At 71.7% G+C, this 24,400-nt stretch carries 30 protein-coding genes and 1 pseudogene; 17 read left to right on the top strand and 14 right to left on the bottom strand.

Annotated elements, in window-relative coordinates; translation table 11 throughout:
* Positions 1-117 precede the first annotated feature (117 nt).
* Positions 118-600 (top strand): ATP-binding cassette domain-containing protein, encoded by a 483-nt coding sequence (locus tag EGM46_RS14865; protein ID WP_431194086.1) that lies wholly within the window; start codon positions 118-120, stop codon positions 598-600.
* Positions 570-941 carry an ATP-binding cassette domain-containing protein gene (locus EGM46_RS15145; protein WP_206427575.1) on the top strand — a complete coding sequence of 124 codons (372 nt, stop codon included), beginning with the start codon at positions 570-572 and terminating at the stop codon, positions 939-941. The genes EGM46_RS14865 and EGM46_RS15145 overlap by 31 nt, the downstream gene beginning before the upstream one ends.
* A gap of 117 nt (positions 942-1,058) precedes the next feature.
* Here EGM46_RS15145 and EGM46_RS12840 read toward each other — a convergent pair whose 3' ends face one another.
* A complete protein-coding gene (locus tag EGM46_RS12840) occupies positions 1,059-1,307 on the bottom strand; it encodes a WhiB family transcriptional regulator (protein WP_010156721.1) in 249 nt (82 codons plus the stop codon).
* Between the two features lie 196 nt (positions 1,308-1,503).
* Between EGM46_RS12840 and EGM46_RS12835 the strand changes: the two genes are divergently transcribed.
* On the top strand, positions 1,504-1,917 hold the full coding sequence (locus EGM46_RS12835) for a hypothetical protein (RefSeq protein ID WP_125100536.1): 414 nt from the start codon (positions 1,504-1,506) through the stop codon (positions 1,915-1,917).
* Positions 1,918-1,972: 55 nt separating this feature from the next.
* Here EGM46_RS12835 and EGM46_RS12830 read toward each other — a convergent pair whose 3' ends face one another.
* The 3 genes from EGM46_RS12830 to aroA are packed head-to-tail and all read right to left on the bottom strand — an operon-like array spanning position 1,973 to position 5,039.
* Complete coding sequence (locus tag EGM46_RS12830; protein ID WP_125100535.1) at positions 1,973-2,455, bottom strand: peroxiredoxin; 483 nt, start codon at positions 2,453-2,455, stop codon at positions 1,973-1,975.
* Positions 2,456-2,472: 17 nt separating this feature from the next.
* The gene (rsgA, locus tag EGM46_RS12825) at positions 2,473-3,528 is read right to left on the bottom strand and encodes a ribosome small subunit-dependent GTPase A (RefSeq protein WP_125100534.1); all 1,056 of its coding nucleotides are present in this window, start codon (positions 3,526-3,528) and stop codon (positions 2,473-2,475) included.
* Positions 3,529-3,530: 2 nt separating this feature from the next.
* A complete protein-coding gene (gene aroA / locus EGM46_RS12820; RefSeq protein WP_125100533.1) occupies positions 3,531-5,039 on the bottom strand; it encodes a 3-phosphoshikimate 1-carboxyvinyltransferase in 1,509 nt (502 codons plus the stop codon).
* Between the two features lie 80 nt (positions 5,040-5,119).
* Here aroA and EGM46_RS12815 point away from each other — a divergent pair, with 80 nt between their 5' ends.
* Both EGM46_RS12815 and EGM46_RS12810 read left to right on the top strand, forming a co-directional pair.
* Positions 5,120-5,752, top strand: coding sequence for a sigma-70 family RNA polymerase sigma factor (locus EGM46_RS12815; RefSeq protein WP_125100532.1), 633 nt, complete (start codon positions 5,120-5,122; stop codon positions 5,750-5,752).
* The gene (locus EGM46_RS12810; protein WP_125100531.1) at positions 5,749-5,991 is read left to right on the top strand and encodes a zf-HC2 domain-containing protein; all 243 of its coding nucleotides are present in this window, start codon (positions 5,749-5,751) and stop codon (positions 5,989-5,991) included. The genes EGM46_RS12815 and EGM46_RS12810 overlap by 4 nt, the downstream gene beginning before the upstream one ends.
* 326 nt (positions 5,992-6,317) lie before the next feature.
* Here EGM46_RS12810 and EGM46_RS12805 read toward each other — a convergent pair whose 3' ends face one another.
* From EGM46_RS12805 to EGM46_RS12785, 5 genes are all read right to left on the bottom strand, one after another.
* The gene (locus tag EGM46_RS12805; protein ID WP_125100530.1) at positions 6,318-7,937 is read right to left on the bottom strand and encodes an ABC transporter substrate-binding protein; all 1,620 of its coding nucleotides are present in this window, start codon (positions 7,935-7,937) and stop codon (positions 6,318-6,320) included.
* A gap of 143 nt (positions 7,938-8,080) precedes the next feature.
* Positions 8,081-9,028 carry an alpha/beta fold hydrolase gene (locus tag EGM46_RS12800; RefSeq protein ID WP_125100529.1) on the bottom strand — a complete coding sequence of 316 codons (948 nt, stop codon included), beginning with the start codon at positions 9,026-9,028 and terminating at the stop codon, positions 8,081-8,083.
* A gap of 77 nt (positions 9,029-9,105) precedes the next feature.
* On the bottom strand, positions 9,106-9,459 hold the full coding sequence (locus EGM46_RS12795; protein WP_125100528.1) for a Fe-S oxidoreductase: 354 nt from the start codon (positions 9,457-9,459) through the stop codon (positions 9,106-9,108).
* Complete coding sequence (locus tag EGM46_RS12790) at positions 9,456-10,325, bottom strand: arginase family protein (RefSeq protein ID WP_125100527.1); 870 nt, start codon at positions 10,323-10,325, stop codon at positions 9,456-9,458. The genes EGM46_RS12795 and EGM46_RS12790 overlap by 4 nt, the downstream gene beginning before the upstream one ends.
* 127 nt (positions 10,326-10,452) lie before the next feature.
* Positions 10,453-11,289, bottom strand: coding sequence for a DUF3097 family protein (locus EGM46_RS12785; RefSeq protein WP_125100526.1), 837 nt, complete (start codon positions 11,287-11,289; stop codon positions 10,453-10,455).
* A 54-nt stretch (positions 11,290-11,343) separates the two neighbouring features.
* Here EGM46_RS12785 and EGM46_RS12780 point away from each other — a divergent pair, with 54 nt between their 5' ends.
* Positions 11,344-12,663, top strand: a complete 1,320-nt coding sequence (locus tag EGM46_RS12780) for an MFS transporter (RefSeq protein WP_125100525.1) — start codon at positions 11,344-11,346, stop codon at positions 12,661-12,663.
* 28 nt (positions 12,664-12,691) lie between these two features.
* A complete protein-coding gene (locus tag EGM46_RS12775) occupies positions 12,692-13,840 on the top strand; it encodes an enoyl-CoA hydratase/isomerase family protein (RefSeq protein WP_125100524.1) in 1,149 nt (382 codons plus the stop codon).
* On the opposite strand, the gene EGM46_RS12770 is transcribed toward EGM46_RS12775, so the two are convergent.
* Both EGM46_RS12770 and EGM46_RS12765 read right to left on the bottom strand, forming a co-directional pair.
* Complete coding sequence (locus EGM46_RS12770) at positions 13,837-14,328, bottom strand: YbaK/EbsC family protein (protein WP_206427574.1); 492 nt, start codon at positions 14,326-14,328, stop codon at positions 13,837-13,839. The genes EGM46_RS12775 and EGM46_RS12770 overlap by 4 nt on opposite strands.
* A 275-nt stretch (positions 14,329-14,603) precedes the next feature.
* Positions 14,604-14,963 carry a VOC family protein gene (locus EGM46_RS12765; RefSeq protein WP_125100522.1) on the bottom strand — a complete coding sequence of 120 codons (360 nt, stop codon included), beginning with the start codon at positions 14,961-14,963 and terminating at the stop codon, positions 14,604-14,606.
* A 105-nt stretch (positions 14,964-15,068) separates the two neighbouring features.
* Here EGM46_RS12765 and EGM46_RS12760 point away from each other — a divergent pair, with 105 nt between their 5' ends.
* The 3 genes from EGM46_RS12760 to EGM46_RS12750 all read left to right on the top strand — a co-directional run bounded on the left by EGM46_RS12760 (position 15,069) and on the right by EGM46_RS12750 (position 18,213).
* On the top strand, positions 15,069-15,917 hold the full coding sequence (locus EGM46_RS12760; RefSeq protein ID WP_125100521.1) for a DNA-methyltransferase: 849 nt from the start codon (positions 15,069-15,071) through the stop codon (positions 15,915-15,917).
* On the top strand, positions 15,914-17,449 hold the full coding sequence (locus tag EGM46_RS12755; RefSeq protein ID WP_125100520.1) for a PLP-dependent aminotransferase family protein: 1,536 nt from the start codon (positions 15,914-15,916) through the stop codon (positions 17,447-17,449). Before EGM46_RS12760 ends, EGM46_RS12755 begins: the two co-directional genes overlap by 4 nt.
* A 77-nt stretch (positions 17,450-17,526) precedes the next feature.
* Entirely contained in the window at positions 17,527-18,213 is a 687-nt protein-coding gene (locus tag EGM46_RS12750; protein WP_277425223.1) for a metal-dependent transcriptional regulator, read from the top strand.
* Between the two features lie 235 nt (positions 18,214-18,448).
* Here the strand turns inward: EGM46_RS12750 and EGM46_RS12740 are convergent, their stop codons facing one another.
* Together EGM46_RS12740 and EGM46_RS12735 are read right to left on the bottom strand one after the other, a co-directional pair.
* Positions 18,449-18,868, bottom strand: coding sequence for an SMR family transporter (locus tag EGM46_RS12740; protein WP_125100519.1), 420 nt, complete (start codon positions 18,866-18,868; stop codon positions 18,449-18,451).
* 2 nt (positions 18,869-18,870) lie between these two features.
* Positions 18,871-19,191 carry a DMT family transporter gene (locus tag EGM46_RS12735; protein WP_277425222.1) on the bottom strand — a complete coding sequence of 107 codons (321 nt, stop codon included), beginning with the start codon at positions 19,189-19,191 and terminating at the stop codon, positions 18,871-18,873.
* 250 nt (positions 19,192-19,441) lie between these two features.
* On the opposite strand from EGM46_RS12735, the gene EGM46_RS12730 reads away from it, so the two are divergent.
* The 5 genes from EGM46_RS12730 to EGM46_RS12710 all read left to right on the top strand — a co-directional run bounded on the left by EGM46_RS12730 (position 19,442) and on the right by EGM46_RS12710 (position 22,929).
* Complete coding sequence (locus tag EGM46_RS12730; RefSeq protein WP_125100517.1) at positions 19,442-20,110, top strand: asparagine synthase; 669 nt, start codon at positions 19,442-19,444, stop codon at positions 20,108-20,110.
* A gap of 498 nt (positions 20,111-20,608) precedes the next feature.
* Positions 20,609-20,989, top strand: coding sequence for a PadR family transcriptional regulator (locus EGM46_RS12725; RefSeq protein ID WP_125100516.1), 381 nt, complete (start codon positions 20,609-20,611; stop codon positions 20,987-20,989).
* Positions 20,990-20,991: 2 nt separating this feature from the next.
* Positions 20,992-21,381, top strand: a complete 390-nt coding sequence (locus EGM46_RS12720) for a DUF1048 domain-containing protein (protein WP_125100515.1) — start codon at positions 20,992-20,994, stop codon at positions 21,379-21,381.
* Complete coding sequence (locus tag EGM46_RS12715; RefSeq protein ID WP_125100514.1) at positions 21,374-22,168, top strand: ABC transporter ATP-binding protein; 795 nt, start codon at positions 21,374-21,376, stop codon at positions 22,166-22,168. The genes EGM46_RS12720 and EGM46_RS12715 overlap by 8 nt, the downstream gene beginning before the upstream one ends.
* The gene (locus EGM46_RS12710) at positions 22,165-22,929 is read left to right on the top strand and encodes an ABC transporter permease (RefSeq protein WP_125100513.1); all 765 of its coding nucleotides are present in this window, start codon (positions 22,165-22,167) and stop codon (positions 22,927-22,929) included. Before EGM46_RS12715 ends, EGM46_RS12710 begins: the two co-directional genes overlap by 4 nt.
* Positions 22,930-23,001: 72 nt before the next feature.
* On the opposite strand, the gene EGM46_RS12705 is transcribed toward EGM46_RS12710, so the two are convergent.
* On the bottom strand, positions 23,002-23,382 hold the full coding sequence (locus EGM46_RS12705) for an N-acetyltransferase (protein ID WP_125100512.1): 381 nt from the start codon (positions 23,380-23,382) through the stop codon (positions 23,002-23,004).
* A gap of 51 nt (positions 23,383-23,433) precedes the next feature.
* On the opposite strand from EGM46_RS12705, the gene EGM46_RS12700 reads away from it, so the two are divergent.
* Both EGM46_RS12700 and EGM46_RS12695 read left to right on the top strand, forming a co-directional pair.
* Positions 23,434-24,048 carry a hypothetical protein gene (locus EGM46_RS12700; RefSeq protein WP_125100511.1) on the top strand — a complete coding sequence of 205 codons (615 nt, stop codon included), beginning with the start codon at positions 23,434-23,436 and terminating at the stop codon, positions 24,046-24,048.
* A pseudogene (locus EGM46_RS12695) lies at positions 24,041-24,400 on the top strand (hypothetical protein); the annotation flags it as partial. The gene EGM46_RS12700 and the pseudogene EGM46_RS12695, both read left to right, overlap by 8 nt.

Genomic DNA, 24,400 nt, shown 5'->3' with positions numbered 1-24,400 from the left:
CCCGGGGCGCCGGGGGCGCCGCGGGATGCCAGCGCGCCGGCCGCTCCCGCAACGCCCCGCACCGGCGAGCCGAGCCTGCGCATCCGCGGGCTCCGCGCGGGGTATCGCTCAGCCGAGGTGCTGCACGGCATCGACCTCGAGCTGTGGCCCGGCGAGTGCGTCGCCCTGCTCGGGGAGTCTGGCTCGGGGAAGACGACGCTGAGCAACTGCGTGGTCGGCCTGCACCGGCCGAGCGCCGGCGAGCTCGACCTGCACGGCGAGCAGCTGCGCGCCAGCAGCGCCGATCGGCTCCCCGAGCAGCGCGCGCGAATCCAGTACGTGTTCCAGAACCCGTACGACTCGCTCAACCCGCGCCGCACGGTGCACGAGCTCATCGAGGCGCCGCTGCGGGTGCGCGGCGGCGGGCAGCGCCTCGACCGGGCCGAGCGTGCGGCGCGCGTCGCCGAGGCGCTCGAGCAGGCCCAGCTCCGCCCGGATCACGCGGCGCGGCACCCGGAGCAACTGAGCGGTGGTGAGCGTCAGCGCGTCGCGATCGCACGCGCGCTCGTGATGCGGCCAGAGATCCTCGTGTGCGACNGGCGCGGCACCCGGAGCAACTGAGCGGTGGTGAGCGTCAGCGCGTCGCGATCGCACGCGCGCTCGTGATGCGGCCAGAGATCCTCGTGTGCGACGAGATCACCTCGGCGCTCGACGTGTCCGTGCAGGCGTCGATCGTCGAGCTGCTGGCACGGCTGCAGGCCGAGCGCGGCCTCACGCTCCTCTTCGTGACGCACAACATCGCGCTCGTGCGGAACTTCGCGCAGCGCATCGCCGTGCTGGATCGCGGGGAGATCGTCGAATCCGCGGACACCGACACGCTGTTTCGCGATCCGCGCCACGCGTACACGCGCAGCATCATCGATGCGACCCCCGACTTCGGGAAGTGGCTCACGGAGCTGTAGGCGCGGGCCGGAGCGCACGCCGCCGCGCCACCAACGCAGCAGGTCCCGGCACTCCGTGTGGAGTGCCGGGACCTGCTGCGTGCAGCGCGTCGCTGCGAGTTTCGCGCGCTGTGAAGGTTAGGAGGCGCGGCGTGCGCGGGCGGCGCGGCGCTTCAGCGCGCGACGCTCGTCCTCGCTGAGGCCGCCCCACACGCCGGAGTCCTGGCCGGTGTCCATGGCGTACTGGAGGCACATCTCGGTGACGGTGCAGCGTGCGCAGACCGACTTGGCGCGCTCGATCTGCTCAACCGCCGGGCCGGTGTTCCCGACCGGGAAGAAAAGCTCGGGGTCTACGGTGAGGCACGCGGCCTGTTCACGCCAATCCATCATGATCTCCTTCTGTGCAACGCTGGGCGCACGAATTCGGGAGAGACCGGATAGCCTAGAATTCGCGCCGCCGTAACCTGAATACGTGGCTGAGAATGCTCACGTCGGTGTGCGCGAAACTCGACGGAATATATAGTTCCACGGAAATGAATGCAAATCAATAGTCAATTCGCAATCACTGGGAAAGAGAGCCGAAATGAACGCGACACCCGTTGATCATCTTCCAACGCGGGTGGGCTGGGTCGCGCTCCGAATCGTGCTGCTGCTCGAGGTCGTTGGCGGTGCGTGGCTGCTCTGGAACGTGGCAGGCGGATTCTTCGCCGCGTCGGACGAGCCGCTCGGCGGACGCCTGAGCCTGCTGCTCGCCGTCGCGATCTGGTGGGGCTGGATCGCGATCACCGCGTGGGGCGCGTGGACGCGCCGCGCGAGCTGGGTGCGCGGCTCGGCCATCACGATCCACGTGCTGCTGTTCGCGGCGGCAACCGGGATCCTGCAGGGCCTGCTCGGGCCCCAGACGACCCTCGGCCTCGAACTGCTCGTCCTCGCGCTCGTCGGCTTCGTCGCCGCGGTGCTGGCAAAGCCAGACGCCCCCGCCGAGCTCACGAGCTAGCGAGGGCGTCCGGTCACCCGCTTCGCGCGGCAGCGCGCAGCGGGGCGGTCGTGTTTCAGTCGGCCGCGATCCCGAGCAGCTTGCGCACGCGCGCGACATGCCCGGTCGCCTTGATGTTGTAGAGCGCGTGTTCGATGCGCCCCTGCTCGTCGATGACGAACGTTGAGCGGATCACGCCCTCGATGATGCGGCCGTAGCTGTTCTTCTCGCCGAACGCGCCGTAGGCGCGGTGCACGGCGGTGTCCGGGTCGCTGAGCAGGGGGTACTCGAGGCCGTCGCGGTCGGCGAAGCGGCGCTGGCGCTCCACTTCGTCGCGCGACAGGCCGAGCACGCGGTAGCCGGCAGTGGCGAGCGGGGCCACCGACTCCTGGAACTCGCACGCCTCCTTCGAGCACGCTGGGGTCATGGCCTGCGGGTACACGAAGAGCACCACCTTCTCGCCGCGATAGTCGGCGAGGGAGCGGGTCACCCCCTCCTGATCGGGGAGTGCGAAGTCGGGGGCTGGCTGTCCGGGCTCGAGGATCACGCGTTCGGTCATGCCTCCAGCCTAGCGAGCTACTTGAGGAGTCTCCGGAGCGACTCAACGCGCAGCGCGCCGAGCTCGTCGAGCCGGCCGTCCGCGATCGCGGCGTCGAGCTCGCAGTCGGGCGCGTCGTCCTGGTGCGTGCAGCCGCGCGGGCAGCGCTCGATGAGCGCCGCGAGGTCGGTGAAGCCGCGGAGGATCCCCTCGCTCGTCACGTGGCCGAGCCCGAACGAGCGGACGCCGGGGGTGTCGATGACCCACCCCGTCTCGCCGTCCGCCGCGCCAGGCGTCGCAGCGCGCAGCGCCACCGACGACGAGGACGTGTGCCTGCCGCGCCCGGTCACCTCGTTGACGTGCCCGGTTGCGCGCTCCGCTTCGGGCACGAGCGCGTTGATGAGCGTCGACTTGCCGACGCCCGAGTGCCCGACGAACACCGTGGTCTTCCCCGCGAGCTCCGCGCGGATCTCGGCGAGCGGCTCCGAGCCGCGCGCCGATCGGAAGACGGGAACCTCCAGCGCGGCGAAGTGCGCGAGAAACGGGTCGGGATCCGCGAGGTCCACCTTCGTGATGCAGAGCAGCGGCTGGATGCCGGCGTCGTACGCCGCGACGAGGTAGCGGTCGACGAGCCGCACGCGCGGCTCCGGGTTCGCCGCGGCGATGACGATGAGCATCTGGTCGGCGTTTGCCACCATGACCCGCTCGACGGTGTCGCTGTCGTCGGCGCTTCTGCGGAGCAGGGTGCGCCGCTCGTCAAGGCCGACGATGCGCGCGAGGCTGCCCTCGGCGCCGCTCGTGTCGCCGACGAGCTGGGCGCGGTCGCCGATCACGATCGGGGTGCGGCGTAGCTCGCGTGCGCGCGCGGCGACGATCTCGCGCTCGCGCGGATCCGCAGGGTCGGCGCCGGCAGGCACGAGCACCGCGTAGCGGCCGCGATCCACCCCCGTCACCATCCCGACGATCGCGTCGTCGTGGTCGGGGCGGCGCTTGGTGCGCGGCCGGTTCGCCTTCGGGTTCGGGCGCTCGCGCACGCGATGGTCGGCGTACTCGCCGTACGGCACGTCCTCGTCGTCGGGGAGCAGCCAGCTCACGCCTACAGCCCCTCGATGAAGGAGCGCGCGGCGCGGCCGAGCCCACCGAGCAGGGGGCTCGCGGCCTGCGCGCCCTCGACGCCCAGCACCGCGACCGCGTCGAGCGGCTCGCCCTCGGTACCGGCGCTGATGCCGAGCATGCGCTGCCACAGCTCCGGGAACTCGGGCAGCGTCTTGCTCGTGCACGCGATGTCCTCGACCTCGACGCCGGGAACGCGGAGGCCGATCACCGCGCCCGTCGTCGCCATGCGGTGGTCGGCGTAGCTGTTCCACACGCCGCCGTGCAGCGCGGCGGGGGAGACCCTGATGCCGTCCGGCAGCTCCTCGGCGTCGCCGCCGAGCCCGCGGATCTCCGCGACGAGCGCCGCGATCCGGTCGGTCTCGTGGTGCCGGATGTGCCCGATGCCCGTGATCTCGCTCGCCACGCCGTCCGTGCCGTCGCTGCCGTGCGCGGCGAGCGCGGCGAGGCCGATGAGGGTGGGGGCGAGCTCGCCGGCCTCGGGGATGTCGAGGTGCACGCCGCGCAGCACGCCGTCGCCGCGCGCGGTCACCGCGCCGTCGGCCGCGACGGCGATCTCCGCGCCGAACGCGGGGAGCAGGGTGCGCAGCTGATCGCCGACCTGCGTGGTCGAGGCCGGCCAGTCGGAGATGGTGACGCTACCGCCCGCGACGAGCGCGGCGGCGAGGAACGGCGCCGCGTTCGAGAGATCCGGCTCGATCGTGGTGTCGAGCGCGCCGATCGGACCGGGGGCGACGCGCCACTCGCCGGGCGCAGGGGAGGACGCATCGACGCCGCGTGCGCGCAGCGCGGCAAGCGTCATCTCGATGTGCGGCACGCTCGGCACCCGCTCGCCCGTGTGCACCACGTGCACGCCGTCGGTGAAGCGGGGCCCTGCGAGCAGCAGTGCGGACACGAACTGGCTGGAGAGCGACGCGTCGATCTCCACGCGGCCGCCGCGCAGCGCTCCCGCACCGTGCACGGTGAAGGGGAGCGCGCCGCGGCCCTCGTCGGCGACGTCGGCGCCGAGCGCGCGCAGCGCGTCGAGGAGCGGGCGCATGGGCCGCTTCCTCGCGTACGGATCGCCGTCGAAGGCGACGGGGCCGAGGGCGAGCGCCGCGAGCGGGGGAACGAAGCGCATCACCGTGCCGGCGAGGCCGCACTCGATGCTCGTTGAGCCGGTGAGTTCGCTCGCGGGGACGACGCGGAAGTCGGCGCCGAACGGGTTCGCACTCGGCAGCTCCGTGATCTCGGTGCCGAGTGCGCGCAGCGCCTCGACCATCAGCGCGGAATCGCGGGAGTGCAGCGGCGCGCGGAGCGTGCCAGGGCCGTCGGCGAGCGCGGCGAGGATGAGCTCGCGCCCGGTCAGGGACTTCGAACCGGGCAGCGCGAAGTGCGCGTTCAGCGGGCTCGCGCCGTGCGGCGCTGGCCAGTGCGGGATCGCCTCGGACATGGCGACGCCGGAGCGCGCCTCATCGCCGTCCTTGCCGGAGTTCATCTTTCCTATCAGCATCCCCACCGAGTCTACCCGGCCGGCGGCGGCGCAGCGCGCGATCACGCCGGCGTTGAGCTTGCCCCGCTAGGATCGGGATCGTGACTGATACCGGATCCCAGGCGAAGCTCGAGCAGCGCTTCACCGACGAGGCGCTCCCGCTGCTGGACCAGCTGTACGGGGCCGCGATGAAGATGACGCGCAACCCGCCGGACGCGCAGGATCTCGTGCAGGAGACCTTCGCGAAGGCGTTCGCAGCGTTCGCCTCGTTCGAGGCGGGCACGAACCTCAAGGCCTGGCTGTACCGGATCATGACGAACGCGTACATCAACACGTACCGGAAGAAGCAGCGCGAGCCGCACCTCGGCGTCGTCGAGGAGCTGGAGGACTGGCAGCTGGGCGGCGCGGAGTCGACCACCGCGATGTCGTCGCGCTCCGCCGAGGCCGAGGCGATCGACCGCACCCCGGACACCGTGGTCACCGACGCGCTGAACGCGCTGCCCGAGGACTTCCGGATGGCCGTCTACCTCGCCGACGTCGAGGGGTTCAGCTACCAGGAGATCGCCGACATTGCCGGGGTGCCGATCGGCACCGTGATGAGCCGGCTCCACCGCGGCCGCGCGCGACTGCGCAAGTCACTTGGGGAATACGCGCGCGAGCAGGGCGTTGGACTCACTACGAAGACATCGAAGAAATCGGCTGCGACAGCATCAGTGAAGGGAGACGCGTCATGAGCGACTGCGGTTGCGAGAAGGCGAAAGCGAATCTTTACGAGCTGCTTCGCGGCGAGCTGTGCGCGGAGGAATCGGCGCCCATCCGTGAGCACATCGAGACGTGCCCGGGGTGCCAGAACGAGCAGAGCGTGTGCCTGCGCCTCACCGAGGTGGTGCGGCGCGCCTGCGAGGAGGAGCGCGAGAACGCGGCTCCCGTCGACCTGCGCAACGCGATCCTGCAGGGCCTCCGCGCGGAGTAGCGGCGCGGGTCTGGATCCCGCGCGGCCCTGGCGCGGCCTGGATCCCAAACGGCCCAAACCCGCACTTTGTGCGGGTTTGATCCGGTTCCGGCGAGCGATTCCGGATCGGAGTGTCAGGAAGTCATCGGAGCGCCGGAGCGCAGGGTCGCTGGCGACCCGGCACGGCCCCGTTCCTAGACGGCCAAGACTTGGCGCGGTCCCGACCCGAAGCGGCCCAGACTCGTACTTTGTGCGAGTTTGATCCGGTTCCGGGGAGAGATTCCGGATCAGAGTGTCAGGAAATCGTCGGGAACGCTTGGCGCCGGGAGCCCCGGAGCACCCAGGCCTCAGCGCGGGGAGACCGTCACACCGGCGAGGTTGATCCGCGCGTTGGTGTTCGCGCTCGGGAAGCCCGAGACGTGCCGCCCGACGACGTTGGTCGGCGTGTAGTTGTAGAGCCACTTCGCCGGGGCGTCCTCGGCCACGCGCGCGGCGGCCTCGCCCCGGAGCCTCGCTGCCTCGTCGGCGTCGGTGCTCGCAGCGGCCGCCGCGAAGCGATCCTGCACGAACGCGCTGTCGTAACCGAAGTACGACTCCGGGTTCGCGTACGCGGCCAGCGTGTCTGCCTCGGCGTGGTCGACGTAGCTGAGCTGGTAGTCGTGATTCGTGTACACCTGCTCAAGCCAGACCGGGAACTCCAGCTCGCGCACCGTGACGGCGACCCCCACCGCGGAGAGCTGGCTCTTCAACAGGTCGAGCGGGGCAGCGTCGTAGTGGTCGGGCACCGAGAGGGTGAGGTTCAGGTGCTCCTGGCCGGCCTCGCTGAGCAGCTGCTTCGCCGCGGCCGGGTCGTACGCGTTGACCGCGGTGAGGTCCGCGTAGCCCGGCTCGCCGGCGGAGATCGGGCCGCCGAGCTGAGTGCCGTCGCCGTTCTGCGAGGCGATGATCGCCTCGGTGTTGATCGCGAGGCTGAGCGCCGTGCGCACGCGCTGGTCGGAGAGCGGTGCCTTCTCCGAGTTGTACGCGAGCGTGAACACGTCCGGGCCGGCCGCGCGGGTGAGCGTGAAGTCGGGGTTGCCAGCGAACTCCTCGCGCAGCGAGGGCAGGAGCGCCGTGTGCACATCCACCTCGCCCGACTTCAGCGCCTGCACCGCCTGCCGCCCCTGGGTGAGGAAGCGGAAGTCGACCGTGTCGAGGGTGGCAGGCGTTCCCCAGTACTTCGGGTTCTTCGTGAGCGTGAGGTGGTCGCCCAGCTCCCACTCGGTGACGAGGTACGGGCCGGTGCCGTCCACGGAGACGGCCGCCTGCGCGTCGTCCTGCGCGGCGCCGGACTCGCTGGCGCCATCCTCGCCGGCGTCCTCTGCACGCACGATCAGGCCCGGGGCTCCGGCGAGCGCGCGCATGAGTTCGCGGTTCGGCTCGGCGAGCGTGATCTGCACGGTGCGCGCGTTCACCCGGGTGATCGCGCGTGGGGTGAAGCCCACCCGCTCGGTGGTGAGCGTCTCGCTGAGCGAGGCCACCACATCGTCGGCGGAGAGCCGCTCGCCCGAGTGGAAGCGCACGCCGCGCTGCAGCGTGAACGTGTACTCCGTGCCGTCGGCGCTGACTTCGGGGAGCTCGGTGGCGAGCACCGGGACGATCTCCGAAACCGAGCCGGATCGGATCCCAACGAGGCCCTGGAACACGTTGTCGATGAGCAGCTGTCCGCTCGCCACCCCCGGGGTGCGGCGCACGTCGAGGCTCGTCGGCTCGAGGATCACGCCGATCCGCGCGCTGGACTCCGCGCTGCCCGCGGGGCGCACGAGCGCGAACGCGCCCATGCCGATCGCCCCGAGCCCGAGCGCGAGCACGAGCGCTGCGGCGAGGGCCCTGCCGCGCCGCCAGCGCGGCCGCTGAGTGCTCGCCGAGCGCGCGCTGCGGTGCTCGGCTGCGGGCACGGCAGCATCGGGACGGGGACGATCAGGCACGGGAGGGGCTCCTCAGGTCGAACGCGCGGGGTCGCGGTAGGAAAGACGGCGATTCCACGCGCGGCCCTGCGCGAGCATCGGTGACCGAGAATACGCCGCAGCACGCGCTGACTCCACCTGAGGCGAGCCTTGTTGCAGTGTTGTTATTTCGCGGTGGCCGCCGGCGACGCTCCGAACTCGCGCAGGAGCGGCACGATCACGGCGGCCAGCTCGCGCGGCGCCGACTCGTGGAGATTGTGCGTCCCGGCCACCGTGACCACCCGCGCGGTGGGCAGCTGCGCGCGCCACTCGGCCTCGAGCTCGGCGGAGACGAGCCCGCGCGAGGCGCGCACCAGCAGGATCGGTGCGGTGACGGTCTGCAGCGACGCCCAGATCGGGGCGTACGGCTGCGGATCCTCCCGCGCGGGATCGCCGGGCAGCGCCGCGGGCAGGTGCGCGAGGTGGTGTGTCCACTCGAGCCGCCCGTCGCTGCGCGCACGGGTGTTGAGCGTCACCCCGCGGGTGAGCGCGGTGCGGTCCGTCCCGATCCCGAACTCGATCGCGCGGTCGACGATCTCGTCGACGCTCGCGAAGCTGCGCTGCCCGCGAATGAACTCGGTGATGCTGCCGGCGTCGCGCTGCGGGGACGCCCCGGGCGTGAGGTCGACGATCACGAGGGCGCGCACGAGCTCGGGCCGCGCCGCCGCGACGAGCGCCGCGGTGAGCCCGCCGAGCGAGTGGCCGAGCAACACCACCGGCTCGGGCGCGCGCTGCTCGAGCGCGGTCTCCACGTCGACGGCGAGGTGGTCGGGGCGGTAGTCGCCGTCCGCGCGCCACGCGCTCCTGCCGTGCCCGGGCAGGTCGAGCGCGAGCGCTGGGACGTCGAGCGCGAGCAGCAGGGGATCGAAACTGTGCGCATTCAGCCCGGCACCGTGCAGCGCGACGAGCTGCGGTGGCGTGTGCGGTTCGAACGACAGCCCGCTGAGTTCGCGGCCCTCGCCGACGCGTGCGGCCACGCGCTCGACCGGCGGCAGCGCCGTCGTTCGGCCGACGCGTGCCGCGTCGCCCGCGAGGAAGCGGAATTCGGGATCCTGCGCAGCGGTGGTCGTCATGTGCACAGTCTATGAGCGACGTGAGGCTCGGGCGGTGCTGGCGGTGCCGGCGGTGCTGGGGATCCCTGCGACCCCGCTCAGCGCACGTAGCCGCCGTCGCGCAGCCCAGCCTCGACCTCGAAGCGATTGCGCAGCGGATCGCGCCCCGCGAGTGCGTACAGGAACGGCAGCGCGAGCCCGTAGCGCCGCCACTGCTCGCGGTGCACGAGCTCGTGGCGCAGCACCGATGGGCGCGTGTTCCGGTCCGTGAGGTAGCACGAGCCAACGCACACGCCACCCCGGCCGAACGTCCACTTCGGCATCCCGGTGAACACCCAGAGTCCCTCGTGGCGCTCGATCTTCCCGGTGCTCCAGATCAGCCCCCACGCGAAGCCGACGGCGGTCGCGTACGCGTGGCCGAAGCGCGCGAGCGGCAGCGGACGCCCGCTCACGCCGCGCCCCTGGGCAGCGCCGAGGTGAGCGAACCGAGCACGCGCAGCACGCTCGGCAGGTCGGCGGCCGCGGCGTCACGCGAGGCCGGGGCGAACTCGCAGATCGCGGCCCCGGCGAGCGGCACGGCGGCCACCGCCGCGCGGATGCCGGAGGTGAGCTGCGCCAGCGTGAGCCCGAACGGGACCGGTGTGTGCACCGAAGCGAACTCGGCCGGGTCGAGCACGTCGAGATCGATGTGGATGTAGAGCCGGGTGGCGCCGCCGATCGCCGAGACGAGCTGCTCCGCAAACACCGCGGGATCCGCGTCGGCGGCGAGCGCCTGGATCCCGCGCGATTCCGTCTCCGCAAGCTCTTCGGGATCGAACGCGCGCGCCCCGACGAGGCGCACCGCTGAGGCCGCGACCGGCACCCGCAGCGCGAGATCCTGCGCGCCGTCGCCGAGCGCGTGCCGCAGCGTCATCCCCGACGCCGCACCAGACGGCGAGGTGCTGGGGTGCTGCAGATCCGGGTGCGCGTCGAACCACAGCACGGCGAGCTCGTGCGCGCCGTCGGCCTGCGCGGTGGCGTGCTCGAGCCCCGCGAGGGAGGACGCGCAGTCGCCGCCCACCAGGATCGGGGTGTCGAGGCCGCGCGCGGCGCTCGCCGCAATCGCCTCGCGCGCAGCGGCGCGGGCCTGCACCATGCTGCTCAGGCGCGCCACCGGGGTGCCGAGCGCGTCGCCGGCCTCGAGCGGCACGGACACGTCGACCCTGGCGCTGGGCGGGAGATCCTCGCGGAGCAGCTCGGCCCCCTCGACGAGGCGCATGGCGCGTGACGATGGCGACCCCTGCCACTGCGGGATCACAAGAAACGCTGGCTTGGACACCGGAGACCTCCTGCACGTGCGTGGAATCTCATGGTAATCCCGCAGCGCCCGCGCGTGCCCGGTGTTCGCGCACGGGGGACGCGACGCGCCGGGTGAGCGGCGCGGGAGCCGCCGTGACTGGTCGCGCTCAGCCGACCGTCACGAAGTCGATGAGGTGCTCGACACGGCCGACGAGCTCCGGCTCGAGGTCACGGAAGTTTCGTACCCTGCCGCGGATGCGCGACCACGCCTCGGCGATGTCGGCCGGCTCGTCGGACGGCCAGCCCAGCGCCCGGCAGATCCCGGCCTTCCACTCGATGCTGCGCGGGATCACCGGCCACTCGGTGAGCCCCACCCGTGCCGGCTTCACGGCCTGCCAGATGTCGACGAACGGGTGGCCGACGATGAGCACGTGCTGACCGTGCGGGCCGCGCGCGATCTGCTCGGCGATGCGCGTCTCCTTGCTGCCGGTCACGAGGTGGTCGAGCAGCACGCCGGCGCGGCGCTCGGGCCCCGGCCCGAAGTCGGCGAGCACCGCCGCCAGGTTGTCGGCGCCCTGCAGGAGCTCCACCACGACGCCCTCGACGCGGAGGTCATCGCCCCACACCTGCTCGACGAGCTCGGCGTCGTGCTTGCCCTCGACGAAGATCCGGCTCGGCATTGCGACGCGTGCGCGCTGCGGTGCCGTGGCGAACGAGCCGGATGCGGTGCGCGCGCGGCCGGACGGTTGCCGCTTCGGCAGCACGAGCTGCACCGGCTCACCGTCGATGAGGAAACCGTCGCTCAGCGGGAACGCGCGCACCTTGCCGCGGAAGTCCTCGAGCTGCACGAGGCCCTCGCGCGCGCCAACGACGGCGCCGCACCACTCAGTCTCACTGTGCTCGACCACGAGGTTCTTGGCCAGCACCACCTCGCGCCGCTGCACTGGCCCGCGCTTGGGCTTCATTCGGGCGAGTGGATCCCCGTCGTACCGATCATCGAACACGGCCTCGAGCCTACCGGTCTCGTGCCCGTCGGAGGCGCCTGATAGCGTGCTGCAGTGACCTCCGATGAACGGCAGCCGCGCCGTCGCCTCCGCTCCCTGCTCGTCGATGTCACCCCGCTGCGCGCGAGCCCGGCCTTCGCGAAGCTGTGGATCGGGTCCTCCGTCGCGCAGATCGGCGCCCAGATCACCATCGTCGCCGTCGGGCTGCACGTCTACGCGCTCACGCAGTCGACGCTCGCCGTGTCGTTCGTCGCGCTCTGGGCGCTCGGCCCCATGATCCTCGCCGGCTTCGTCGGCGGCGCGCTCGCCGACCGCTTCGACCGCAGGCGCGTCTCGCTCATCACCGCGCTCATCGCGTGGAGCAGCATCGGGACGATGACGGTGATCGCGTTCCTCGGGGTCACGGTAACCTGGCCCTACTATCTCCTCGCGGCGGTCAACGCGGCATCCGCAACGATCCTCGGCGCAACCCGCGGCGCGATCCTGCCCCGGTTGCTCTCGCCGCAGCTGCTGCCAGCGGCCGCAGCGCTCAGCGGCATCACGATGGGGCTCGCGATCACCGTCGGCCCCGCGGTCGCTGGCGTGCTCGTCGCGAGCGTCGGCTTCCCCTGGACGTACCTGCTCGACGCGGTGCTCTTCACCGCGGCCTTCCTCGGGATCCTCAGCCTGCCGGCGATGGTGCCGGAGGGGGAGCGCGGTCGGGTGGGGCTCGGCTCCGTGATCGAGAGCCTCCGCTTCCTGCGCACCGCTCCCAACGTGCGCGCCACGTTCGTGTGGGATCTCATCGCGATGACCCTCGGCTCGCCGCGCGTGGTGTTCCCCGCGGCCGGCGCGCTCGTGCTCGGCGGCGGCCCCGTCACCGTTGGCGTGCTCACCGCGTCGTTCGCCATCGGTGCGCTGCTCAGCGGCCTCTTCTCCGGCCCGCTCGGCGCGGTGCGGCGGCAGGGGCGCGCGGTCACCTTCGCGATCGCCGCCTTCGGCGCGTGCACCGCGCTCTTCGGCCTCGTGCTGCTCATCACGGGCATCGTGGGCGGCGGCCGCGCCCCGGAGAGCCCCGTGATCCCCGCGATCGTGCTCGGCGGGCTCGCCCTCGCCGGCACCGGCGCGGCCGACAACGTGAGCGCCGTGTTCCGCACCACGATCCTCCAGACCGCGGCGCCAGACGACGTGCGCGGCCGCATGCAGGGCCTCTTCTACGTGGTCGTGGCCGGCGGCCCGCGCGTCGGCGACCTCATCGCCGGCGGGGTGGCAACGCTCATCGCGCTCTGGGCGCCACCGCTCCTAGGCGGGCTCGTGATCCTCGGCGTCATGCTCGTGCTCGCCCGCACCGCGCGCGGCTTCATGCGCTACGACGCGCTGCAGCCCACGCCGTAGTGTCCGGGGCGCCTGCTACGGTGCTGGCATGAGCACCGTAGCCGCGACCCCGAGCCCCGAGACCGCCGAGCCCCTCGTCCTGGTGCGGCGAGACGGCGCGATCACGCACATCACGCTCAACCGGCCGCGCGCCATCAATGCGCTGTCGAACGAGATGTTCGGGATCCTCGCCCGCGCCCTCCGCGACGCGCGCGACAGCGCGGGCGGCGCGGACGCCCCGCGGGCGATCGTGCTCGACGGCGCCGGGGAGCGCGGCTTCTGCGGCGGCGGCGACATCAAGGAGATCTCCGGCACAGATCCGCGCGGGATCCTCGCGCTCGAGTACGCCGTCGACCACTGGGTGGCGCGCTCACCGATCCCCGTCGTCGCCATCATGGACGGCATTGCGATGGGCGGAGGCATCGGGCTCGGCGGGCACGCCGCGCAGCGCATCGTCACCGAGCGCAGCCGCCTCGCGATGCCCGAGGTGCGCATCGGGATCGCGCCGGATGTCGGCGGCCACCTCCTCCTCGCACGCGCCCCGGGCCGGCTCGGCGAGCTCCTCGCGGTCACCGCCGGCGAGTTCGGTGCTGGCGACGCGATCGCGCTCGGCTTTGCCGACTGGTTCGTGCCCTCGGAACGGCTCCCCGAGCTGCGCGCGGCGCTCGCCGCAGGGGAGACGCCAGCGGCGGCGTGCGCGAGGTTCGCCGAGGCGCCGCCAGCGGCCACCCCCGTCGCCGCGGCCGCGGCGTGGTGGACGCCCATCGCGGAGTTCGCGCTCGGTGGCGCGCACGCCCCGGCCGCCGACGCAGCGGTGCACCCCGACCCGATCGGTGCGGCCACCCGGCTGCTCGCCGCCCTCGACGCGAGCCCAGCGCCGGCGGCCGCTGAGGTCGCCGCGACCGTGCGCGGCATGTGCCCGGCGTCGGTGGTGGCGACGCTCGCGCAGCTCGACCGGACGCGCCGCCTGCGGCTCGACCTCGCTGCGGTGCTCGCCGACGATCTGCGTGTGCTCGGCCGGCTCGGCGCACGCCCTGATTTCGCCGAGGGCGTGCGCGCGCAGGTGATCGACAAGGATCGCACCCCGGCGTGGCGCCCCGCGACCATCGCGGAGCTCGACCCGGCGGAGGTCGCGGCGATCCTCGATCCCGATCTGCGTGACGGGGAGTGGCCGCTCGACCTCGCGCCCGAGCTCTAGGACTCGGCGGGCTGCCAGCCCACCGTCACGTCCACCCAGCCCTCGGCGCCCGTCAGCTCGGCGAGTCGGTCGACGGGGATCTCGACGGCGCTCGTCGCCGTGCCCGCCGCGGGGAACACGCTCGCGAAGCGGCGTAGCGACGCGTCGAGGAACACGCGTGCGCCCGGCGCCGGCGCGAACGGGCACACCCCGCCGATCGGGTAGCCGGTGCGCTCGCGGACGGCGTCACCCTGCAGCATGCGCGGCTTCGCCCCGAACGCGCGCTTGAAGCTGCCGCCGTGCACCCGCGCGTCGCCCGCGGCGACGACGAGCACCGCGCCGTCGGCGTTCCCCTGGTCCGTGAAGCCCAGCGTCTTCGCGATGCGCGCCGGCTCGGTGCCGACCTTCGCGGCGGCGAGCTCGACGGTGGCGCTCGACTCGGTGAACTCGAGGATCTCGCCGGTCCAGCCGAGCGACTCGAGGTGCTCGCGCACGCGTGCGGTGTTCACAGGGGATCCTTTCGGGGTGGTGGGGTGGCGGTTGGTGGGGTGGTGGGATGTCTGCTCGTCCGCCCGTTCACGCATTCACACATTCAGGCGTTCACGCATTCACGCGTTCAGGTGCTCGGGTGTTCACACATTCAGGCGGAGAAATCTGATATCTCGGAGGCACCCCGGCCTACGGCTCCGAAATTCACGATTTCTCCTGCGTGTTCTGGGGTGCGGGGTCCGGGTCCCCGGGTTCTAGGCCCAAGGCCCAGCCCCAAGCCCCGAGCCCCCCCCGACTACTCGTGCGGGTCGCCGATGCAGAACTCGTTCCCGTCAGGGTCCGCGAACACATCCCAGGAGAAGTCCTGCTCGCCGCGCAGTCCGATGTGCCGGGCGCCGGCCGCGGTCCACTCGGCAACCACGGTGTCGCGATCCACGTCCGCCGAGCGGTTGAGATCAAAATGCATGCGGTTCTTCCCGGGCGTCGGCTCCTCGACCTTCTGGAAGCCGAGCGCGAGCGGCATCCCCGGCACGCGCACCATGCAGAACCACCCCTCCGCGTCGAAGACCACCTCGCCGCCCAGCCGCTCCGCCCACCACGCGGACAGGGGCCTCGGGTCGACGGTGTCGAGCGTGATCATTCCGAGGTCAATCATGGACACTCCTTCTGCCAACGGGCGCGGCGCCTCGACTCGTCCCGCGCACCGCCGAGGTGCGCTGCGCCGCCAGCTCCACGCTAGCGCGCCGGGTACGCTGGTGGGGTGAATGTACGCTGGGATCCGTCCGGACCTGACCGGGTGTTCGAGGGCGACAACCTGCCGATCCTGCGCGATCTCCCGGGAAGCGCCTTCGCCGCCGTGTACCTGGATCCGCCGTTCAACACGGGCCGCGCCAGGCAAACCGAGCGCGTGCGCGGCGTGCGCGCCGAGGGCGGCAGGCTCGGATTCCGCGGGCAGGGGTACGACGTGACGCGGGAGATGACGCTCGCATACGACGACCGCTTCGTCGACTACTGGGAGTTCCTCGAGCCGCGCCTCGAGGAGGCCTGGCGGGTGCTCTCGCCGGACGGGCTGCTGTACCTGCACCTCGATTACCGCGAGGTGCACTACGCGAAGGTGCTGCTCGACGCGATGTTCGGGCCGGAGTGCTTCATCAACGAGATCATCTGGGCGTACGACTACGGCGCGCGCACCAAGCGCCGGTGGCCCGCGAAGCACGACAACATCCTCGTCTACGCGAAGCTGCCCGACTTCTACTACTTCGACGCCGAAGCGGTGGATCGCGAGCCGTACATGGCCCCCGGGCTGGTCACGCCTGAACAGGCCGCGCGCGGCAAGCTGCCCACCGACACCTGGTGGCACACGATCGTGTCGCCGACCGGCAGCGAGCGCACGGGCTACCCAACGCAGAAACCCGTCGGGATCCTGCGCCGCATTATTCAGGCGTCGACGCGGCCGGGGGACTGGGTGCTTGACGCCTTCGCGGGGAGTGGCACCACCGGGGCCGCGGCCGCGGAGCTGGGCCGGCGCTTCGTGCTGATCGACGACAACCCCGAGGCGACCGACGTCATGCGGCGCCGCTTCGCCGACCGAACGGTGCAGTTCTCGTGAGCGGGGCGGGTGGCGCGAGCGGCACGTTCCCCGTGCACCTCGACCGTGGCGCTGAGGCCCCGCTTCCGGTGCAGATTGCCGCGGCGCTCCGCGAAGCGATCGACGCGGCAACGCTGCGCCCGGGAGAGCACATCCCCGCGACGCGCGAGCTGGCGCGACGGCTGGGCGTGGCGCGCGGCGTCGTGGTCGCCGCCTACGAGCAGCTCATCGCTGAGGGGTACCTCGCCGCGACGCACGGCCGGGGAACGATGGTCAATCCGGCGCTGGCGCGCACCGAGCAGGCGGCGCCGTGGGGATCCGAAGCAGATCGGGATCGGCGCGCACCGGAACCGCCGCGGCGCGCTGGCGCGACCGGGGACGCCGAAGGGGCAGAGGCCGGCACCCCGCTCGAACACGATGCCCCGCCAGCACCGCTCACCCCCGGCCAGCCGATCACGGACACCGTCGTCGGCCCGGCCTGGCGCAGCGCTTGGCGTCAGGCCGCCGCGCGCGTCGATGCGGTGCCGCCAGCGCTCGGAGATCCCGCGCTCCGCACCGAGATTGCTGACCACCTCCGCCGCATGCGCGCCACTGCGCGCGCCGCGGGCGACGTGCTCGTCACCGCTGGCACCCGCGATGGGCTCGGGCTGCTGCTCACGGCGCTCGGCGCGACGCGGGGGCGCGAACTCGTCGTCGGGGTGGAGGATCCCGGTCTGCCGTCACTCCGCGGCGCCGCCCAGCGCTCCGGTGCGCGAATCGTCGCACTCCCAGCCGACGGCGAGGGGCTCGACACGAGTCGGCTGCCCGACGGCCTGCTCGACGTCGTCATCGTCACGCCGAGTCACCAGTACCCGCTCGGCGGTTCCCTGCCGTTGCCGCGCCGGCGAGCGCTCCTCGCGTGGGCGCGGCGCACCGGCGTTGTCGTGGTGGAGGACGACTTCGACTCCGAGCTCCGGTACACGGGCAGCGCGCTGCCGACGCTCGCCGCGCTCGACGATCCGGATCGCGGCTCGGTCGTGCTGCTCGGCACGTTCTCGCGCACGATCGCGCCGGGGCTCTCGGCGGGGTACCTGCTCGCGCCTGCCGGGCTGCGGTCGCTCATCGAGCCGGTGCGGCGCGAGCTCGGCGGGCCGGTCTCCGGAGTGGTGCAGGCGGCGCTCGCGGCGTACCTCGCGAGCGGGGAGCTGCGGCGCCACACGGCCAGGATGCTGCGGCGCTATGCGGCGCGGCGCGACGCCGTGTCCGACGCGCTCGCGGCGGCGCCCGGCGTCCGTGTGCGCCCGATGGATGGCGGACTGCACGCCGTGCTCGAGTTCCTGCCGCGCACCGGAACCCGTGACGCCGATCGGGATCCCGCCGCGCCGTCGCGCGAGGAGGCGGTGCTTGCCGCGGCGCACGCCGACGGGCTCGGCGTGCAGGGCCTCGCCGGGTACTGGCAGCGCGGTGAGCGCGCCCCGGGAATGACCGGGCTCGTGCTCGGTATGGGCGGCTCGGACGATGCGGAGTTCGCGCGGGCGCTCGGGCGGCTGCGCGGGATCCTCGACGCGCACTGAGGCGTGGCCGAGGCGGGGCCGCGCCGGGGCGCTGCGGATTTCCGGGTTTCGCTGGCGTCGCGGGATATCCTTGGGGCGTGAGTGTTGACGATCTTTCCGCGAGCATGCAGAACTACCTCAAGGTGATTTGGGGGCTGCAGGAGTGGTCTGACGCGCCAGTTTCGAATTCGGCCATCGCCGAGGCCGCCGGGGTGCGGCTCTCGACGGTGTCGGACGCGCTGCGGAAACTCTCGGAGCTCGAACTGATCGGGCACGTGCGCTACGGCAGCGTCACGCTGACCGAGCTGGGCCGGGAGCACGCGGTGTCGATGATCCGGCGGCACCGGCTGCTCGAGACGTACCTGGTGCAGGCGCTCGGCTACGAGTGGGACGAGGTGCACGCCGAGGCCGACCGGCTTGAGCACGCCGTCTCCGACGAGCTGATCCACCGGGTCGACCGGGCGCTTGGCTACCCGACGCGGGATCCGCACGGCGATCCGATCCCGAGCGCGGATGGTCGCGTGCACCGCCCCGACGCGGTTATCCTCGCGGGCGTGCCGGCGCCGAACCGGGTGCGCGTCGAGCGGATCTCCGACTCGGACACCGCGATGCTGCAGTACTTTGCGAGCCGTGGGCTCGTGGTGGACGCCGAGCTTGAGGTGCTGCCAGGTGAGCCGTACTCCGAGACGGTGACCGTGCGGGTCGGGGGCGCCGGCGAGCCGGTGAGTCTCGGCCCCGCCGCTGCCGCGGCCATGTGGGTGTCGCTGCAGGAGGCTGCGGCGTAGCTTCGGGCGCGCTGCGCGCTGGGGTGCCCGGGGTCGGGGAGCCGGGATCCGCTCCGGTGACGGTCTCGGTCCAAACTCCCATTTAGTGAGAGTTTGGTGCGTTATCCCCGGCGATAGCGGATCACACTCGCACCAAACACGGCGCGGGCCGGCTCGGGCCGGGGCAGGCCGGGGCGGCTGGCCCGGGCCGTCACCCAGCCCGGCCCAGCCAACCCAGCCAGCCCAACCCTCAATTTCACCCCTTCGGGGCGGGATCTTTCGCGAACTTCAAACCGATCACGCAGCCGACGATTCCCACGAGGAACACGAGTTTCACCACGGACGGGGTTTCGAGCCCCAGCACGAACGACGCCGCGACCGTCAGCGCCGCGCCGAGACCCGTCCAGATCGCGTAGGCCACGCTCACCGGCAGGCCGCGCATCGCGTAGCCGAGCCCGAAGAGGCTGATCGGATTCGCAATGAAGAACACGATCGACGGCATCAACTCCGTGAAGCCGTGCGATTCCTTCAGCGCGAGCGCCCACACCGCCTCAAGCACGGCGCTCGCGAACAGGATCACCCAGTGGCGCGTCGAAGCGCTCTTCTCCTCGGGCGTCGGCGACAGCGCGGCCCCCGCTCCAGTCGGCGCGGATCCGTGTGCGAACTGCTCAGTCATGGCTAGCTCACCGCCTTCAGGCCAACCACGCAGGCAATGAGCCCTGCGAGCAGGACGACCCGCAACACGGTGGCGCGGTCCTTCCGGGTGAGCATTGCCCAGGCGGCGGTGAGCACCGCGCCGATCCCCACCCACACCGCGTACGCTGTGCCGACCGGGATCATGCTCATTGCGTAGGCAAGGCCAGCCATGCTGGCGAGGTATGAGGCGAGAAAGGCGACCGTTGGCCACAGCTTTCGGAAGCCTTTCGAAGCGTCGAGCGCGGTCGCCCAGACCGCCTCCAGCATTCCACTCAGGATCAACGCAATCCATGCGAGGGTCACAGTGACATCTCTCTGGCAGTCGTCAGTGTGCGGGTACTGCTCCCTCGTCCGCACCCCAGCGTCGGGGGTCATTTCCAGTGTTGCACACCCGTGCGCCCCCTGTGCCCAGGTGGTGCACAGGATCAGATTGGGATCGGGGAGTCCGCGGTGCGGCCCTGCGTGGCAGACACTGTGTACTGAGTGCTGCGCTCGCACGGTCCGATCCTGGATAATGGGGGAAGTGCCCACGCGGGCGCGCGAGAGGAGCACAGTGTTCGGCTGGTCGAAGAAGCGCAAACGCGGCGGTGCGCGCCCGTTGCGACGACTGCCGAAGCGGGTGCTCGCCCCCGTGGAGGAGATCGTTGAGCAGGGATTGCTCGTCGCGGATGTCGCGGTGCGCATGTCTGTGAAGAACGCGATCATCATGAACGCCCTGCAGAAGCACGTCGATTACGACGAGGCGCAGATCGTTGACATGGTGCGCTCGGCAACCGAGGATCTCGCCGCCGAGCGGGAGCGCGATGCGCGCCACATCGCCCGGATGCGCGGGGAGATTCGGGACACCGGGCGCAGCTCGTGGAGCGAGTCGGATTACGGCAACGACGACAACCGCACCCTGAAGCACCGCCAAGAGGTCTACGAGCAGGTCGCCGCTGAGCTGCACGCGCGCGCCGCGGACGAGGAGTCGCTCCGTGCGACTGCTGAGCGTGCGCGTTCGATGGCGTGGGACGAGATCGGCGATTCGCTGAAGGAACGCGCCACCCACCCGTACTACAGCGGTGGGGACTCCGAGGAGTATCGGGATGCTCGAGAGAGCCGGATCCAGCAGCTCATCGAGAAGGATCTGACCGCACTCATCCAGGAGCAGGTCGCGGAGGCGCCGGGCGCAAAGCAGGATCGTCCCCGCCTCTTCAAGCGAAAGGATCGCGGTACGGCGTAGCGCTCTGGCGCGACCGTGCCGGCAGGAACCCCTGAAGGCCAGCCCCGCCCCGCCCACACGCAACTTAGTTGGACTCTGCGCCGTTCTGGTCCCTCCGAAATGGCGCAAACTCTCCCGCGGATCGCGGATCGCGGATCGCGGATCGCGGATCGCTGATTACGGTTGGCGGGGAACTCGCCCGCGGCGTTTGACATTCGGCGGCGGTGGTCCCGCCGACGAGAACTTCGAACGACTTTCTGCCGAATAGACCCAGCCAAAGCGGTGCAAACCCTCCCGAAAGTGAAGAGGGGGCAACGCACCCAAAACTTGGCGTGAGTTGTGGCCGGATTACCGAGGCCCTAGCGGTGCAAACCCTTACTTAATTGCCGGGGTGGGGCGGCAGGGCGGCGGGCAGGGCGGGGCGCAGGGCCGCGGGGAAGGTCGGTACTTGGCGTTGCTAAATACCGGTACTCGGTGTTACTGTATAGCGGTAGATAGCGACGCTGAGTAGGAGGCGAAATGGCGAACCAGATGACCGAGATGCTGAAGGGCACACTCGAGGGCATCGTGCTCGCGATCCTGTCGGGCGAACCGACGTACGGATACGAAATCACCGCGCGCCTGCGCGGGGCCGGGTTCGAGGACATCGCCGAGGGCACCGTGTACGCGCTCCTCGTGCGGATCGAGCGCAAGGGCCTCGTCGCGGTGGAGAAGGTGCCGTCGGAGAAGGGCCCGCCGCGCAAGGTGTACGCGCTCTCGAAGGAGGGGGAGTCCCAGCTCACCGAGTTCTGGGACACCTGGGACACCCTCGACGCCCGGATCACGGCGCTCCGCGCGCCGCACCCCACTCGCGCCACCCCCACCCCACATACCCCCAACACTCTCACCGAAGGAGCCTGATCATGGCCGCAAAGTGGATCGAAACCCTCACCGGCTCACTGGAGCAGAAGAAGCAGTACCGAGCAGACATGGCGCGGATCGACGCCCTGCCCGAGCCCTACCAGGCCACCGCGAAGGCGCTGCAGCGGTACTTCACCTACTACGGCAGCATCGCCGACGGCGAGACGCTCGTCGAGATGCTCCGCGACCACGTTGACCTGTGGGAGCGCGCCGCTGTTGACGGCACCCCCGTGCAGGACATCCTCGGGGAGGACCCCGTGACGTTCGCCGAGGAGTTCGCGCTCGCGTACCGCGGCAAGGAATGGATCGACAAGGAGCGAGCTCGTCTCCGCGCGTCGGTCGCCGCCGCGCTGGGCGCAGCCGCGGGGGAAGCAGAGCCCCGCCATGAGTAGCGTCGGGACAGCGAACGCCCCCGCGCTCAGCGTCCGGGGCATCGAGAAGTCGTTCGGGGAGCTCCGCGTGCTCCGCGGCGTGGACCTGGAGGTCGCCCCCGGTACGGTGTGCGCGCTGCTCGGCTCGAACGGGGCGGGCAAGACCACCCTCGTGCGCATCCTTGCGACGCTGCTGCGCGCCGACGCCGGCACCGCGCGGGTGGGCGGCTTCGACGTCGCCACCGAAGCGGAGGCGGTGCGCGGCGCGATCAGCCTCACCGGCCAGTTCGCCGCGGTCGACGAGGTGCTCACGGGGCGCGAGAATCTCGTGCTCGTTGCGCGCCTGCGCCACCTCGAGGAGCCCGGACGCGTGGCCGATCGTCTGCTTGAGCGGTTCTCGCTGACGGACGCCGGCGGCCGCCGCGCCGGGACCTACTCGGGCGGGATGCGGCGGCGGCTCGACATCGCGATGAGCCTCGTCGGGGATCCGGCGATCATCTTCCTCGACGAGCCGACCACGGGCCTCGACCCGCAGGCGCGCCTCGAAGTGTGGGGCATGATCTCGGAGCTGGCGCGCGCCGGCACGACGGTGCTCCTCACGACCCAGTACCTGGAGGAGGCCGAGCAGCTCGCGGATCGGATCGCGATCCTGCACGAGGGCACGATCATCCAGGAGGGCACGCTGAGCGAGCTGCAGCAGCTGTTGCCCACCCCAGAGCGCGAGTACGTGGAGAAGCGCCCGTCGCTCGAAGCCGTGTTCCTCGCGGTGATCGGCGCGGACAGCGCACGCAGAAAGGACGAACGATGAGTGCACACGTGCTCGGCGACACCCGGATCCTGACCGGGCGTTCGCTCCGCCACATCCTGCGGAGCCCCGACACGATCATCACGACGGCGGTCACCCCGATCGCGCTGATGCTCCTCTTCGTGTTCGTGCTCGGTGGGGCGATCACCACCGGAGCGGACACCTCGTACATCAACTACCTGCTGCCGGGGATCCTGCTCATCACGATCGCCTCGGGAATCGCGTACACCGCGTACCGGCTGTTCCTCGACATGCAGGGCGGGATCTTTGAGCGGTTCCAGTCGATGCCGATCGCGCGCTCCAGCGTGCTGTGGGCGCACGTGCTGACCTCGCTCGCGGCCAACCTGGTGTCGGTGGCGCTCGTGATCGGGGTGGCGCTCCTGCTCGGCTTCCGCACGGGAGCCTCGGTAGGGGCCTGGGTGGCGGTGGGTGGGATGCTCGCGCTGTTCACGCTCGCCCTCACCTGGGTCGCGGTGATCGCCGGCCTCTCCGCGAAGACCGTCGACGGGGCGAGCGCGTTCAGCTACCCGCTGATCTTCCTGCCCTTCATCAGCTCGGCGTTCGTGCCGACCACGTCGATGCCCGGGCCGGTCGCCTGGTTCGCTGAGCACCAGCCGGTCACCTCGATCGTCGACACGATCCGGGCGCTCTTCGCCGGCACCCCGGTGGGCAGCGAGATCTGGGTCGCTATCGCCTGGCTCGTCGCGATCCTGGGTGTCGCCTACGTCTCGACGATCGCGATCTACCGGAAGCGCATCAGGTAGCGCGGCGAACGAGCACACACCCCGGACATGCGGATCGCCGCGTGCCCGGGGTGTGCGGCGTTCCCCGCGGCGCTACGCGAGCGCGCCGGCCTCCGCGAGCAGCTCGGGGTGGCGCGCGAGGTAGCCCTCGATGAACCAGCACGACGCGCGCACGTGCCGCCCGCGCACGATCTCGTCGGTCACGGCGCGGTGCGCGAGCAGCCCAGAGAGTCCGGTGCCCCGGTACGCGGGATCGACGACGGTGCTGTCGAAGTCGATGCTCCCGGCTGCGGCTGCGGCGGCCGCGTCGCCGCCCGTTGCCGCCTCGCCACGCAGCGTGTAGTGCGCGGAGCCGACGGAGCTCGCGGTCCCGTCGGCCGCCGTGTGGACGACGAAGAAGTTCGACGTGTCTGGCTCGTGGACGATCTGGAAGCCGTCGGCTGCAGCCTGGTCTTCGGTGAGGTATCTGGCCATGCGCTCAGCCTAACCGCGGGCCCGGACAGGCGCACGGGATATTCTGAGGCTATGGGAAAGATGTCGCGCCTGAGCGGGAAGCGCTGCGGGGCGGCGGCCACCCTGCTGATCTCCGCGATCGTGCTGAGCGGCTGCGCTGGCGCCCCCGAACCGGAGCCGGAGGTGCTCTCGGCGAGCGAGGCCGGCACGGCGTATCTCGACGCGGTGTGCCCGGTGAACGCTGCGTGGGATCAGGCCGATGCCGAACTCGAGCGCCTCCGCGTCGCGGTGACGCTCGGCGACCGCGACGTCGCACCCCTCGCCGCGGCGCTCGCCGAGGTCGCGACGCAGAGCTCCGCTGGCGCGAAGCGCCTCGATCCCGAGCGAGCGGTGTGGCCGAGTTCCGCCGCGACCGAGGTGGAGGCGGTGCGCGCCACGCTCGTGAGCGACCAGGCACAGGCGCGTGAGTTCGCGAAGCTCGACGCCGCGGCAGCCCTCGAGTACACGTGGGAGGGCGCCGCCGAGAGCGCGGACGCCGCGGCGGCGGCCCGCGCGGCGCTCGAACTTCCCGACGACCCGGAGCTCGCCTGCGCCGAGCGAGCGAAACAGGTGGAGGCGGAGCGCGAGGCCACGCCGCCCGAAGAATCAGCCGACCCCAGCGAGAAAGCGTCGAAGCACCGTGACTGAGCGAACCCCCCAGGCAGCCACCCAAGCGAGCGGGATCGGGGCGCCGCAGCGGCTCGCGGCCGAGCGGGCGCTCCGCGCGGCAGCGCGCGCGGGCAACCGCATGCTCGCCGGCGGCGTCGCGAGCGTTGCGTGCAGCGATCCCGCGCGTGGAGAGGTGTTGCGCGGCGCGCTGCAGCGGATGGGCGTGCGCCTCGCGCCTGCGGGGGATCCGGCCGTCGAGTTCGCGTTCGCCGACACGGTGGCGCCCGGTGAGGCCTGGGACCCCAGCGCCGCCGGCGCGCTGCCCGCGGTGCGCGTCGGCCTCGACGGCTCGCTCGATTCGCCGCGCGCCGCCTCCGCAGCCGCGCGCATC

This window comes from Leucobacter chromiireducens (assembly GCF_003917135.1).
GTDB classification, from domain to species: domain Bacteria; phylum Actinomycetota; class Actinomycetes; order Actinomycetales; family Microbacteriaceae; genus Leucobacter; species Leucobacter chromiireducens_A.
This window is presented reverse-complemented; position numbering and strand designations above follow the sequence as displayed.

What these genes read in the sequence shown, in the direction of transcription:
- EGM46_RS12840 (WP_010156721.1), bottom strand. Translation starts at nt 1,307, where the DNA reads ATGGATTGGCGTGAACAGGCCGCGTGCCTCACCGTAGACCCCGAGCTT.
- EGM46_RS12835 (WP_125100536.1), top strand. Translation starts at nt 1,504, where the DNA reads ATGAACGCGACACCCGTTGATCATCTTCCAACGCGGGTGGGCTGGGTC.
- EGM46_RS12830 (WP_125100535.1), bottom strand. Translation starts at nt 2,455, where the DNA reads ATGACCGAACGCGTGATCCTCGAGCCCGGACAGCCAGCCCCCGACTTC.
- aroA (WP_125100533.1), bottom strand. Translation starts at nt 5,039, where the DNA reads ATGCTGATAGGAAAGATGAACTCCGGCAAGGACGGCGATGAGGCGCGC.
- EGM46_RS12810 (WP_125100531.1), top strand. Translation starts at nt 5,749, where the DNA reads ATGAGCGACTGCGGTTGCGAGAAGGCGAAAGCGAATCTTTACGAGCTG.
- EGM46_RS12800 (WP_125100529.1), bottom strand. Translation starts at nt 9,028, where the DNA reads ATGACGACCACCGCTGCGCAGGATCCCGAATTCCGCTTCCTCGCGGGC.
- EGM46_RS12775 (WP_125100524.1), top strand. Translation starts at nt 12,692, where the DNA reads ATGAGCACCGTAGCCGCGACCCCGAGCCCCGAGACCGCCGAGCCCCTC.
- EGM46_RS12765 (WP_125100522.1), bottom strand. Translation starts at nt 14,963, where the DNA reads ATGATTGACCTCGGAATGATCACGCTCGACACCGTCGACCCGAGGCCC.
- EGM46_RS12740 (WP_125100519.1), bottom strand. Translation starts at nt 18,868, where the DNA reads ATGACTGAGCAGTTCGCACACGGATCCGCGCCGACTGGAGCGGGGGCC.
- EGM46_RS12725 (WP_125100516.1), top strand. Translation starts at nt 20,609, where the DNA reads ATGGCGAACCAGATGACCGAGATGCTGAAGGGCACACTCGAGGGCATC.
- EGM46_RS12720 (WP_125100515.1), top strand. Translation starts at nt 20,992, where the DNA reads ATGGCCGCAAAGTGGATCGAAACCCTCACCGGCTCACTGGAGCAGAAG.
- EGM46_RS12715 (WP_125100514.1), top strand. Translation starts at nt 21,374, where the DNA reads ATGAGTAGCGTCGGGACAGCGAACGCCCCCGCGCTCAGCGTCCGGGGC.
- EGM46_RS12710 (WP_125100513.1), top strand. Translation starts at nt 22,165, where the DNA reads ATGAGTGCACACGTGCTCGGCGACACCCGGATCCTGACCGGGCGTTCG.
- EGM46_RS12705 (WP_125100512.1), bottom strand. Translation starts at nt 23,382, where the DNA reads ATGGCCAGATACCTCACCGAAGACCAGGCTGCAGCCGACGGCTTCCAG.
- EGM46_RS12700 (WP_125100511.1), top strand. Translation starts at nt 23,434, where the DNA reads ATGGGAAAGATGTCGCGCCTGAGCGGGAAGCGCTGCGGGGCGGCGGCC.